At 69.5% G+C, this 12,172-nt stretch carries 12 protein-coding genes and 2 rRNA genes; 3 read left to right on the top strand and 11 right to left on the bottom strand.

Annotation, left to right across the window (positions count from 1 at the left end; translation table 11 throughout):
• Positions 1-310 precede the first annotated feature (310 nt).
• Positions 311-589 carry a glutaredoxin family protein gene (locus HNQ79_RS05955; protein ID WP_185027751.1) on the bottom strand — a complete coding sequence of 93 codons (279 nt, stop codon included), beginning with the start codon at positions 587-589 and terminating at the stop codon, positions 311-313.
• Positions 590-766: 177 nt separating this feature from the next.
• On the opposite strand from HNQ79_RS05955, the gene HNQ79_RS05950 reads away from it, so the two are divergent.
• The 3 genes from HNQ79_RS05950 to HNQ79_RS05940 all read left to right on the top strand — a co-directional run bounded on the left by HNQ79_RS05950 (position 767) and on the right by HNQ79_RS05940 (position 4,442).
• Positions 767-1,726 carry an HAD family hydrolase gene (locus HNQ79_RS05950; protein ID WP_185027749.1) on the top strand — a complete coding sequence of 320 codons (960 nt, stop codon included), beginning with the start codon at positions 767-769 and terminating at the stop codon, positions 1,724-1,726.
• Between the two features lie 447 nt (positions 1,727-2,173).
• Complete coding sequence (locus HNQ79_RS05945) at positions 2,174-2,959, top strand: ECF subfamily RNA polymerase sigma factor, BldN family (protein WP_185027747.1); 786 nt, start codon at positions 2,174-2,176, stop codon at positions 2,957-2,959.
• Positions 2,960-3,209: 250 nt separating this feature from the next.
• Complete coding sequence (locus tag HNQ79_RS05940) at positions 3,210-4,442, top strand: DUF5667 domain-containing protein (protein ID WP_185027745.1); 1,233 nt, start codon at positions 3,210-3,212, stop codon at positions 4,440-4,442.
• A gap of 111 nt (positions 4,443-4,553) precedes the next feature.
• Here HNQ79_RS05940 and HNQ79_RS05935 read toward each other — a convergent pair whose 3' ends face one another.
• The 10 genes from HNQ79_RS05935 to HNQ79_RS05890 all read right to left on the bottom strand — a co-directional run.
• Entirely contained in the window at positions 4,554-5,606 is a 1,053-nt protein-coding gene (locus HNQ79_RS05935) for a lysophospholipid acyltransferase family protein (RefSeq protein ID WP_185027743.1), read from the bottom strand.
• Position 5,607: 1 nt separating this feature from the next.
• Complete coding sequence (locus HNQ79_RS05930) at positions 5,608-6,735, bottom strand: NAD-dependent epimerase/dehydratase family protein (RefSeq protein ID WP_185027741.1); 1,128 nt, start codon at positions 6,733-6,735, stop codon at positions 5,608-5,610.
• A gap of 217 nt (positions 6,736-6,952) precedes the next feature.
• On the bottom strand, positions 6,953-7,051 hold the full coding sequence (locus HNQ79_RS05925) for a 30S ribosomal protein bS22 (RefSeq protein ID WP_003948845.1): 99 nt from the start codon (positions 7,049-7,051) through the stop codon (positions 6,953-6,955).
• A 105-nt stretch (positions 7,052-7,156) separates the two neighbouring features.
• Positions 7,157-7,369 (bottom strand): helix-turn-helix domain-containing protein, encoded by a 213-nt coding sequence (locus HNQ79_RS05920; protein WP_185027739.1) that lies wholly within the window; start codon positions 7,367-7,369, stop codon positions 7,157-7,159.
• Between the two features lie 129 nt (positions 7,370-7,498).
• Positions 7,499-8,314, bottom strand: coding sequence for a phosphatase (locus HNQ79_RS05915; RefSeq protein WP_185028690.1), 816 nt, complete (start codon positions 8,312-8,314; stop codon positions 7,499-7,501).
• A 248-nt stretch (positions 8,315-8,562) separates the two neighbouring features.
• The gene (locus HNQ79_RS05910) at positions 8,563-9,738 is read right to left on the bottom strand and encodes an acetoin utilization protein AcuC (protein ID WP_185027737.1); all 1,176 of its coding nucleotides are present in this window, start codon (positions 9,736-9,738) and stop codon (positions 8,563-8,565) included.
• Positions 9,707-10,927, bottom strand: a complete 1,221-nt coding sequence (locus HNQ79_RS05905; protein ID WP_185027735.1) for an MFS transporter — start codon at positions 10,925-10,927, stop codon at positions 9,707-9,709. Before HNQ79_RS05905 ends, HNQ79_RS05910 begins: the two co-directional genes overlap by 32 nt.
• Before the next feature lie 128 nt (positions 10,928-11,055).
• Complete coding sequence (locus HNQ79_RS05900) at positions 11,056-11,700, bottom strand: HAD family hydrolase (RefSeq protein ID WP_185027733.1); 645 nt, start codon at positions 11,698-11,700, stop codon at positions 11,056-11,058.
• A 75-nt stretch (positions 11,701-11,775) separates the two neighbouring features.
• A 5S ribosomal RNA gene (gene rrf / locus HNQ79_RS05895) occupies positions 11,776-11,892 on the bottom strand.
• Positions 11,893-11,973: 81 nt separating this feature from the next.
• Positions 11,974-12,172: ribosomal RNA gene (locus tag HNQ79_RS05890) — 23S ribosomal RNA — on the bottom strand; the annotation flags it as partial.

Raw genomic sequence — 12,172 nt, 5'->3', positions numbered from 1 at the left:
GTGAACGCGTGCACAAAGATGGTGTCCGATTTGTCCAAGCAAAGTGACCGGGGTCACGCGCTCACGGCCCGTAATAGGGGAACCGGAACAGGTGCGGCGACGTCGCGCGAGCTTCGGGAGCAAACCCGGACACTCCCCCCACAAATCAGCCCCCAAGCCAACCCAAACCACCACCGATGGTACGCCGCCCCGAGCCTTCCCTCTCCCCTCGCGCCGCCCCTCGGCCGACCGGCCACCGCGCAGGCCCCCGGTGCGCCCCTCACCGGGGCCGGGCGCCCCGTCGCCCCCGTGCACCACCCCGGCCCTCTCCCTACGCCCCCAGTTCCCTCCGCAGCCTCGCCCCGTCCACCTTCCAGAACGTGTGCTGCTCCCCGTCCACCAGGACCACCGGAATCTGCTCCCAGTAGTGCCGGTACAGCTCCTCGTCCACCGAGATGTCCTTCTCCTCCCAGGCCACCCCCAGCTCCCCGCACACCTCCTCGACGACCACCCGCGCGTCGTCGCACAGATGGCACCCGGGCTTCCCGATCAATGTGACGAGCCGCTGCCCCGGCTCCTTCTTCTTGTTGCGCCGCAGCAAAGGAGACATCCCCCCATTCTCGCCGCCCCGCCGCGTTCCTCCCCGGGCGACGCCGGACACGGTCCCCCACACCGTCCGGTACGCGATCTCCGTACCCGATCTCCGTCACACCCCCGCCCCGGAGAGTTCACACCTCCGCAGCCCTCCCGCTCAGGAACTCCCGAACAGAATGGCTATGCTCACGACATGGCCGCACTGGGATGGCTCACCCCCCGTAGGCGCTCCGCGACCGCACGGAGCGTGCTGGCGGGCGAGGCTGCAGCCGAAGCAGCACGCAAGTCGTCACTGGAACTCGAAGAGCTGGACGCGGCCCGCGCCGCCGGCCCCGGGGCTCCGGACGAAACGACTCCCGAGCCCGACTTCCCCGTCCACGGCGACACCGAGGCCGCCGCCTTCTTCGACCTCGACAACACCGTCATGCAGGGCGCCGCGATCTTCCACTTCGGCCGCGGCCTCTACAAGCGGCATTTCTTCGAACGCCAGGAACTGGCCCGCTTCGCCTGGCAGCAAGCCTGGTTCCGGCTGGCCGGGGTCGAGGACCCCGAGCACATGCAGGACGCCCGCGAGAGCGCGCTGTCCATCGTCAAGGGCCACAAGGTCTCCGAGCTGATGACCATCGGCGAGGAGATCTACGACGAGTACATGGCCGAGCGCATCTGGCCCGGCACCCGCGCCCTCGCCCAGGCCCACCTCGACGCGGGCCAGAAGGTCTGGCTGGTGACGGCCGCCCCCGTCGAAACGGCCACCATCATCGCCCGGCGCCTCGGCCTGACCGGCGCGCTCGGCACCGTCGCCGAGTCCCACGACGGGATCTACACCGGCCGCCTGGTCGGCGAACCGCTGCACGGCCCCGCGAAGGCGGAGGCGGTGCGCGCGCTCTCCGCCGCCGAGGGACTCGACCTCACCCGCTGCGCCGCGTACAGCGACAGCCACAACGACATCCCGATGCTCTCGCTCGTCGGCCACCCGTACGCGATCAACCCGGACGCCAAGCTCCGCAAGTACGCCCGCGAACGCGAGTGGCGGCTGCGCGACTACCGCACCGGACGCAAGGCCGCCAAGGTGGGCATCCCCGCCGCGGCCGGTGTCGGCGCCCTCGCGGGCGGCACCGCGGCGGCCCTCGCACTGCACCGCCGCCGCCGCTGAGCCCGCGCGGTCCCGCCGGACCGCACGGGCCGTCCGCCGCCGGCCGCCACATTCCGCTTCCGTACGAAAGAAACCGCAACCGGCACGCACAAGGGCCGGGCGCGCCCCACCTCCCGGGGTGCGCCCGGCCCTTCGCCGTCGTACGGCCAATCCACAGGGCTTACCCCGGCCCCTCCACCGTCAGTCCTCTCCCCGGCACTCGGCCACAACAGATCGGGCAACCAGACAGTTCGAGGCCCGATCTGATCAACAAGTGGTCACGAACTGCTACTTGATACGTCGCCTAGACGTAACAGAAGAGACGGAAACGGTGATTTGAGCAACTGGGTGTAGCGCTGCCTGTACGAAGCGTTATTCTCCTCAGACGCATTCCGGAACCCATTCATCAGCATCACGAGTGAACAGTCCGGTACTGCACGTGATGGAAGCTCTGCCTCTGGGAGTCCCGTGTACCCACACGTCGGGGTTGACGCCTCGGGCCTGGCTACGCTGCGCGCAACGGTCGCAAACCGTCTGCGCGGCTTCGTCCCCACCGCGTACGCCGTCCCCGCCTTTGCCACCCCTCTACCTGCCGGACCCTGCTATGCCCTCGCCGACGGCGGTGCCGCCGTCGGCAGACGTAGCCGTGGCACCGGCAGCTCGGGCACCGGCACGTCCACCGTCCGTCGGCCCACCGCCGACAGCGACAGCGCGCGCATGATGGATCTGGTCGAGCGCGCCCAGGGAGGCGAAGCCGATGCCTTCGGCCGCCTCTACGACCAGTACAGCGACACGGTCTACCGCTACATCTACTACCGCGTCGGCGGAAAGGCGACAGCAGAAGACCTGACCAGCGAGACGTTCCTGCGCGCCCTGCGGAGGATCTCCACCTTCACCTGGCAGGGCCGCGATTTCGGCGCCTGGCTGGTCACCATCGCCCGGAACCTGGTCGCGGACCACTTCAAATCGAGCCGGTTCAGGCTCGAAGTGACCACGGGCGAAATGCTCGACGCCAACGAGGTCGAGCGCAGTCCGGAGGACTCCGTCCTGGAGTCGCTCTCCAACGCGGCCCTGCTGGAAGCCGTGCGCAAGCTCAACCCGCAGCAGCAGGAGTGCGTCACACTCCGCTTCCTGCAAGGCCTCTCGGTCGCCGAGACGGCCCGCGTCATGGGCAAGAACGAGGGCGCGATCAAGACCCTCCAGTACCGGGCCGTCCGCACCCTGGCCCGCCTGCTCCCCGACGACGCCAGGTGACCGCCACCTCCGGTCGTCTCTGACACAAGGTGACCGTTCGATCACCGGCTGTCGAAGCCTGACATCTTCGGCAGTCGGATCATCTTTCGTCCGTAACCCAAGTGCCCGGCGGCTCGTTGTGCGGGATGCAGGCTCCCTGCGGTCACGCCATGCCCGCAGCCACTCACCCATTCGGGTGGATGCTTCCATGGCGTGCAACCTTCCGGATCACCCGGGGAGTCGATCGTCATGATGAGAGGAGGTGCCGCCAGTGATCGCGAACGTATCGGCGCACCGGCGGGCCAACGCCTTCGCCCAGGCGCTGGAGGATCAGGAACTCCAGGGCACGGCGGCCGAACAGCCCGAAGGTACGGCCGGAGCAGCCGAAAGGTCTGCCGACCAGGGGACACTGCTGTCCCTGGCCGCGGGTCTTGGCGACCTGCCCGCACCGGAGATGGACCCCGAGGTCAAAGTGGTGCAACGGGCGCAGCTCGTCGCCGCCATGGAAGCCATGATGCTGGAAGGCACCGCGGCAGGGCCCACCGGCCCTCAGGTGCCCGAACAGCGCACGGGGCGGGGAGCCCACCGGGCCACCGCCCTCCGCAAACTGCGCCCCCGCTCCCGCTGGTCGAAAGGCCTCGCGGCGGGCGGACTCACCGTGGGCGTGGCGGCCGGAGCCTTCAGCGGCGTGGCCGCCGCCAGCTCCAACGCCCTCCCCGGTGATTCGCTGTACGGGCTCAAGCGCGGCATGGAAGATCTGAAGCTCACCATGGCGGGCGACGAGTCCGACCGGGGCCAGATCTACCTCGACCAGGCGTCCACCAGACTCCAGGAGGCAAGACGCCTCATGGAGCGGGGCAGGGCCGCCGACCTCGACCACGAGCAACTGGGCGAAGTACGGCGCACGTTGAACGGCATGAAGCACGACGTCAGTGAGGGCCACCGGCTCCTCTACGAGGCGTACGAGAGAGACGGCGACATCGGCCCCATCCAGGCGCTGACCGCCTTCTCCCAGTCCCACCGGGAGAGTTGGAGCAGCCTGCGCAGCCTGCTGCCCCCGCAGTTGGGCGACGTCGGCTCGCAGGTGAGTTCGGTGTTCGACGCCATAGACCAGAAGGTGGCCCCACTCCAGTCCCTGCTGCCCAAGCCGCCGCAGCCGGACCAGAAGCCGGCCGCTCCGAGCACCCACAAGGACCGCCCGGGCACCCCGCACCGGACCGACGGGACCCGTCCCGCCGCCCCCGGCAGCACACCCGGCGCACCGCAACAGGGAGGCAGGCCCGACAGCACACCCCCGCCCGCGTCGTCCTCGGACGGTGCCCCGTCCGAGAACCTCGTCGGCGGAGCCGGCGACCTGCTCGACCCGCCCGCGCCCGACAAACCCGACGCGCCGTCCGCCCCGGCCAAGCCCCCCGGGCCGGCCGTCCCCGACGTCACGATTCCGCCCATCCTCCCGGACGTACTGCCGGGCCTGGGCATCGACGCCGAGGACAGCAGGGGATAGCAAGCGCCGTGCAGCGGCGGCCGGTTCGTACCGTACGTACGGGAAGGACACCGGCCGTCGCTGCACGCGGCGTCCTCGTGCCCACCCTGCACCGGGGTCGGAGAACGACGGTCAGAAGAAGACCGACCGCCTCTGCACCAACAGCTTGTAGAGGGTGTGCTGGATCTGCTCGCGCACCTGGTCCGTCAGATTGAACATCAGCATCGGATCCTCCGCCGCCTCCTCCGTGTACCCGTCGGTCGGAATCGGCTCGCCGAACTGGATCGTCCACTTCGTCGGCAGCGGCACCAACCCCAGCGGCCCCAGCCACGGGAACGTCGGCGTGATCGGGAAGTACGGCAGACCCAGCACCCGGGCCAGCGTCCTGGAGTTCCCGACCATCGGGTAGATCTCCTCCGCGCCCACGATCGAGCACGGCACGATCGGCGCCCCCGCCCGCATCGCCGTCGACACGAAGCCGCCGCGCCCGAAGCGCTGGAGCTTGTAGCGCTCGCCGAAGGGCTTCCCGATGCCCTTGAACCCCTCCGGCATCACCCCGACCAGTTCCCCGCGCTCCAGCAGCGCCCGAGCGTCCTCCGCGCACGCCAGGGTGTGCCCGGCCTTGCGCGCCAGCTCGTTGACCACCGGCAGCACGAAGACCAGGTCGGCGGCGAGCAACCGCAGGTGCCGCCCCGCCGGGTGCTCGTCGTGCACCGCGGCCTGGAGCATCAGCCCGTCCAGCGGCAAGGTCCCGGAGTGATTGGCCACGATCAGCGCCCCACCCTCCGTGGGGACGTTCTCGATGCCCTTGACCTCGACCCGGAAGTACTTCTCGTAGAACGGCCGGACCATCGACATCAGGACCTGGTCGGTGAGTTCCTTGTCGTACCCGAACTCGTCGACCTCGTAGTCCCCGGTGATCCGCCGCCGCAGGAAGGAGAGCCCGCCCGCGATCCGGCTGTCCCAGCCTCCGCGCTCCGCGCCCGGCTCCTCGGACGCGTCGAGGGGCGTCCGGGGCAACGGGTCGTGCTGCTCCGGTACGGGGGCCAGCGTGCCCCCCGACGCCGCGGCACCCCCCTTGCGCCCGCCGCCGCTGCCGCGCTTGGCCGGGCCCGAGCGCGCGGCTCCCGTCCCGCGCCGGGACCGCGGATCGTCACCGAAGGGAATGACCTTGGCGTCGGCCATGTCAGATGCGCTCCTTGGATGCTGTCGACGACTGTGCTGGGGACGCCGGGGGTGCGGACGACTGGTCTTCCGAGGCTTCCGTACGTACGAACTCGGCGAGCCGGCCGATGTGTCCGGCGGCCCGGTCCACGGCGCTCGCGAGGGCCTCGGGCGGCAGCAGCCCGGCTCCCCGGCTGTGGGCGAAGTCCGCGAAGGCCTCCGCCGTCGTGTGCTTCGGCTCGAAGCCGAGCGTCTCGCGCATCTGGGTGGTCCGCACCACCCGCCCGTGCGTGAGCAGCCGGATCTGCTCGGGCGAGAAGTCACTCATCCCCACCGTCCGCAGCGCGGAGCCGACCCACCGCACGGCGGGCAGCAGGAACGGCACCGTGGGCCGCCCCAGCCGGCGTGCGCACTGCGACAGCAGCAGCACCCCGTCGCCCGCGATGTTGAAGGTCCCGCTGTTCAGCGTTCCGCGCCGGGGCTCGTGCGCGGCGATCCGCAGCACCTCCAGGACGTCGTCCTCGTGCACGAACTGCAGGCGGGGGTCGTATCCGAAGACCGTCGGCAGCGCGGGCAGCGAGAAGTAGTCGGCGAGCGGCGTGTCCGCGCACGGCCCCAGGATGTTCGCGAACCGCAGTACGCACACCGCCACGTCCGGCCGCCGTCGCGCGAAGCCCCGTACGTACCCCTCGACCTCGACGGCGTCCTTCGCGAAGCCACCGCTGGGCAGCGACTTCGGTGGCGTGGCCTCGGTGAAGACGGCCGGGTCCCGCGGCGCGGACCCGTACACGCTCGTGGTGGACTTCACGGCCAGCCGCTGCACGGTCGGCGACTTCTGGCACGCCCCGAGCAGCTGCATGGTGCCGATGACGTTGGTCTCCTTGACCCCGGTCCGCCCGCCGCCACCGCCCAGCGGCGTCCCGGTCACATCCAGGTGCACGACGGTGTCGACGCCGTACTCGGCGAGGACCCGGGCGATCGCGGGCTGCCGGATGTCCACCTGGACGAAATCCGCGCTCCCGAGAGGGTGCTCGGGCGGTACGGCATCGACCCCGATCACCCGGTCCACCTCGGGGTCGCGCTGCACACGCCGCACGAAACGGCCGCCCAGCTGCCGGGCCACACCTGTGACGAGCACGACCTTGCCCAAGATCAGCGCCTTCCCTCGGTATCCCCTGAGGCCCCCGGGTATCCACCGGGTCTCCCCCCGACGGCCACCGTAGCGCCTTGAAGTTGCGCTGTGATGACCGCACGGGCCGTGCGTTGGCGGCAATCACCGGGTACCCACCGAACGGGGCGGACAACGCGAAGAGGCCCTCCCGCCATCACTGGCGGGAGGGCCTCTCCGTACTGCGAACAGCTGTCGCTTACTTCTTGTTACGACGCTGAACGCGGGTGCGCTTGAGCAGCTTGCGGTGCTTCTTCTTGGCCATCCGCTTGCGCCGCTTCTTGATAACAGAGCCCACGACTACCCTCGCTTCTCTCAACTGGTGCGGGGCGTCTGGGCCCACACGACCTACAAGGGCCTAGCCTACCCGCCACCTCGTGAGGGACGTAATCCGAGGGGAACCCTAGGCTGTCTCCACCCCCACGAAGGACTCCCGGAGGTACTCGTGAACCGCTTGCTCCGGGACCCGGAAAGACCTGCCCACCCGGATCGCCGGCAGATGACCGCTGTGCACCAAGCGGTACACGGTCATCTTTGACACTCGCATCACCGAGGCGACTTCCGCCACGGTCAGAAACTTGACCTCGTTGAGAGGCCTCTCGCCTGAAGCAGTCATGACCCACCTGTACCTTCCGCACATGACGCGCACCGGCTTCCCCTTCCGGTGACTCTTCGTCGCTGTGCGCTCACTCCCCAGACTAGGGGCGTGTGATGCGAGTGGGGAAGAGGAGATGCGATCGGCCCGCTACCGTGACAGACACGCTCGATTGAGTACATAGCGAGTAAGCGGTCGGTAGTAAACGGACCGCACAGCGTCATCAAGCGGAACGGCGACGGCGACCCGCCCCTCGGCCTCCCCGACGAACAGGGCGGGGTCGTCCACGTCCGCCAGCCCGATCGCCTCGAACCCCAGCTGACCTGCACCGCAGACCCACCCGTGGTCCCCCACCACGAGCCCGGGAAGCGGCCCGGCACCCTCCGCGGCCGCCTGCAGAACCACCCGAACCGGCAGTGGAGAATGGGAGTGCACGCCGGTATCACTCCCGGGCTCCTGTGCGCCGGGTTCGCGCATCAGCGCGACTCCCCGTACGTAGTCAAGGTTGTACGTACGTACGCCGAACCGGGTCGTTATGTCGACACGGCGATCCTGCGCGGGAGTGAGCACTTCACACCCCGCCGCCGACAAGGCGTCTGCCAACGCGGCGTAGAAATCGACCAGTCGGTGCGGATGCCCCGTTCCGAACAGCACTGGCGTCCTGTTCGCCGCCGCCTCCCCGAGCTTTTCGGCGAAGGCGTCCAGGGCGTCCAGCGTGCGTTCCGGGTCGATGCAGTCGGGGCCGACCCGGTAGCGCACGTCCCCCGACACACCGCACCTCTCCGCCATCAGCCGCACCAACTCGCGCTCCGGCCAACCTTGTTGCGGCTCCAGACCCAGCAGAACCCTGGGGTCCCCCGCCCCGAACAACTGATAGCTCCGCAGGCTCACCTCCCGCGCGGTGGCCACCTCCCCCGCCAACTTCGCCGCCACCAGATGCGTCCTCAACCCACTACGACTCACCACCCCCTCATCCTCCCGCCACCCCCCACCCCCGTCTCCCGAACCCCAGCCCGCCACCCCCATGGCCCAACCCCAGCCAACAGCGAGCCGCCCCCGACGCCGGCCCCCGTGGCGGCGCGACCACCCCTACGCCCGCCCCCTTCGGGCCGGACCGCCCGCCGTAGCTCCCCTGGGCGGCGGGGCCGCACCCCGGGGGCGGAACGGGCGGGCAAGGAGGCGGCCCCCACCGCACGGTGCACCCCCCATAACCCCTACGCCAACAACCCCCGCAGCGGAAACACCGCCCCCCTCACCGCCACCACGGCCTGATCCACCCGATCCGCCGGGTCGTACCCCTCTTCCCACCCCCGCCAGGCCACCGTCCGCCCATCCGTCATCCGCCCCGGCCCCAACTCCCGCGTGAGCGCGTAGACCTGGTCCTTCCAGCTCTGCGGAATCACCGACTCCGGCTCCACCGGCCGATGCGCCGCAATCCCCACCAGGTGCGTCCACGACCGGGGCACGACATCCACCACCGCGTAGCCCCCGCCCCCCAGCGCGAGCCACCGCGCGCCCTCCACGTACTCGTGGGCCAGCTCATGACAAGCCGCCTGCACGGCCCGCTGTGCGTCCAGCGACACGGCGAGATGCGCCAGCGGGTCCTCGAAGTGCGTGTCCGCCCCGTGCTGCGTCACCAGCACCTGGGGGCGGAAATCGGCCAGCAGCTCAGGCACCACGGCGTGGAAGGCCCGCAGCCACCCCTCGTCCCCCGTCCCGGCCGGCAGGGCCACGTTCACGGCGCTGCCCTCGGCAGCCCCAGCCCCTCCCGTCTCCTCGGGCCACCCGGTCCCCGGGAACAGCAGCCTGGGATGCTCGTGCAACGAGACCGTCAGCACCCGCGGGTCGTCCCAGAACGCTGCCTGCACCCCGTCCCCGTGATGCACGTCCACGTCCACGTAGGCGATCCGCTCCACGCCCAGCTCCAGCAGCCGGGCAATCGCCAGTGCCGCGTCGTTGTAGACGCAGAACCCGGCCGCCGACCCCGGCATGGCGTGGTGGAGCCCGCCCGCGAAGTTCACCGCGTGCGCGGCGTCGCCCCGCCACAGCGCCTCCGCGGCCCCCACCGACTGTCCGGCGATCAGCGCGGCCGCCTCGTGCATCCCGCGGAAGGCCGGATCGTCCTCGGTCCCCAGCCCGTACGCCGCGTCCGCGTCCCGGGGCGACGTCGAAGCCGCCCGTACCGCGTCGACATAGTCCTGCCGGTGCACCAGCCGCAGGGTGGAATCCCCTGCCGCCGGCGCCGCCACCACGTCGACCGCGGTGTCCAGCCCGTAGGCCCGTACCAACCCCATGGTCAGTGCGAGCCGCACCGGATCCATCGGGTGGTGGTCCCCGAAGTTGTACGCCGTGACGGCGTCATCCCACATCAACAGTGCGCGACCGCTCATGCCCGCCACCGTATCGGCCGCCCTCTCCGTCGAACGAACGGGCGTACACCAGCGTCACCAGCACCAGACCCATCGGCACGAGCATCGCCGCCCGGTAGTTCCAGGCGTCCCCGACGGCCCCCACCAACGGCGATCCCACCAGGAAGCCCACGTAGTTGAAGACGTTCAGCCGCGCCACGGCGACGTCACTGTCGGCCGGGAACATCCGTCCCGCCGCCGCGAACGTCTGCGGCACGATCACGCACAGCCCGAGCCCCAGCAGCGTGAACCCGGCCATCCCCATCCAGGGCGTCCGCGCCGCCGCCACCACCCCGAACCCCACGGCCGCGACCACCGCACCGCAGCGCACCACCGCCACCGCCCCGAACCGCCGCACCCCGAGGTCTCCGACGGAGCGCCCGATCAGCGTCGTCACCATGTAGACGTTGTACGGAACGGTCGCCAGCGCCTCGGACGAACCCAGCACGTCCCGCAGGTACTTGGCGCTCCAGTTCGCCACCGTCGAGTCCCCGATGTACGCGATGGCCATCACCATGCACAGCGGCAGCAGCAACCTGAACGAGAACGCCCCCGCGGCCTTCCCCCCGCCCCTGCCCGCCCCGACGGCACCCCCCGCTCCCCCCGCACTCGCCGCATCGACGTACCACCGGCTCGCGACCAGCACCGTCGGCGCCAGCACGGCCACCACCGGCAGATACGACACCAGCAGGGACAGCTCCCAGTGCGCTCCGAGCCCCGCCAGCGAGGCCCCCACGATCCCGCCGAGGCTGTACGCCGCATGGAATCCGAGCATGATGCTGCGCCCGTAGGCACGTTGGAGGCTCACCCCGAGCATGTTCATCGAGGCATCCAGCATGCCGACCGAGACACCGAACAACCCGAGCGCGAGCGCCCCGTGCCACATCTCACGTCCACCGCCGACCCCGAGCAGGGACAGCAGCACCATGGGCTGCGACCACCGCAGCACCGCCGCCGGCCCCACGCGCCTGGCCAACGCCTCGGCGGCCAAACTGCCGACCCCGGCGAGCACCGGTACGGCGGCCAAGAAGACCGGAAGCACCGCATCCGACCAGCCGTACTGTTTCTGGATCGCCGGTATTCGCGTCACGAGGATCGCGAAGGCCACGCCTTGGGCGAAGAAGCTCAGCGCCAGAGAAGCTTTGCCGTGCCGCAGACGCGCATCTGTCATGAACGGTGAGAGTACGACTCCGCACTACTTGTGGGTAGGTGGGTCACCCACCCCATTGCTCCCCTCACCTCCACCGGGTCGGCCCCACCCCCCGCCTGCTCGGCTCAACCCACACCCCGCCCCTTTGCTCACTCCAGCAGGCCGAGAAGCGCCTTCATGTCCGAGAAGTACCCGTTGGCTCCGTCAAGGCGTTCCACGGGAGTCATCGCTGTGTAGCCGTACACGTCCATCCCCGCCGACCGAGCCGCCTGCACTCCCAGCGGACTGTCCTCGACCACCACGCACCGCTCGGGTGCGACCCCCATACGCTCGGCGGCGTACAGGAACAGGTCGGGGGCCGGCTTTCCCTTCCCCACGTCCTCGGAGCTGAACAGCCACTCCTCCTCGAACCACTGGTCGAGCCCGGCCCTGTGGTGCCCAACCCGGATCCGCTCGTGACTCCCGGAGGAGGCCACGCAGTACGCCACCCCATCCGCTACCAGTTCCCCGAGCACGTCCTCGACTCCGGGCACGCCCTGGAGCTCCCGCTCGAACGCGGCGAAGATCCGCTCCTGAAGGTTCCTCTCGAAGTCCGTGGGCAGATCCCGGCCGGTCCTCTCCTTGATGAGGTCGTGCACCCGGTGCACCGCCGCTCCCATGTAGTCCCTGAGGGACTCGTCGTACGTCGTGGGGTGCCCGAGCTCGGTCAGGTAGCCGGACAGGATGGTGTTGGAGAGCGGTTCGCTGTCCACGAGGACACCGTCGTTGTCGAAGATCACCAGTTCGTAGCGCATGAGTCGACCATAAACGCAAAAAAGCCGCTGCCCCCGAGTCAACAGACTCGGGGGCAGCGGCTTTTTTTAAAATTTGTTCGGCGGCGTCCTACTCTCCCACAGGGTCCCCCCTGCAGTACCATCGGCGCGGAAAGGCTTAGCTTCCGGGTTCGGAATGTAACCGGGCGTTTCCCTAACGCTATGACCACCGAAACACTATGAAAATTTGAACACCTGGCTGCTGTCACAGGACTGTTCGTTATTTCAGAACTAACACAGTGGACGCGAGCAACTGAGGACAAGCCCTCGGCCTATTAGTACCAGTCAGCTCCACCCGTTACCGGGCTTCCACATCTGGCCTATCAACCCAGTCGTCTACTGGGAGCCTTAACCCCTCGAAGGGGGTGGGAATACTCATCTCGAAGCAGGCTTCCCGCTTAGATGCTTTCAGCGGTTATCCTTTCCGAACGTAGCCAACCAGCCATGCCCTTGG

The sequence above is a fragment of the Streptomyces candidus genome (assembly GCF_014207445.1).
GTDB lineage: Bacteria > Actinomycetota > Actinomycetes > Streptomycetales > Streptomycetaceae > Streptomyces > Streptomyces candidus.
This window is presented reverse-complemented; position numbering and strand designations above follow the sequence as displayed.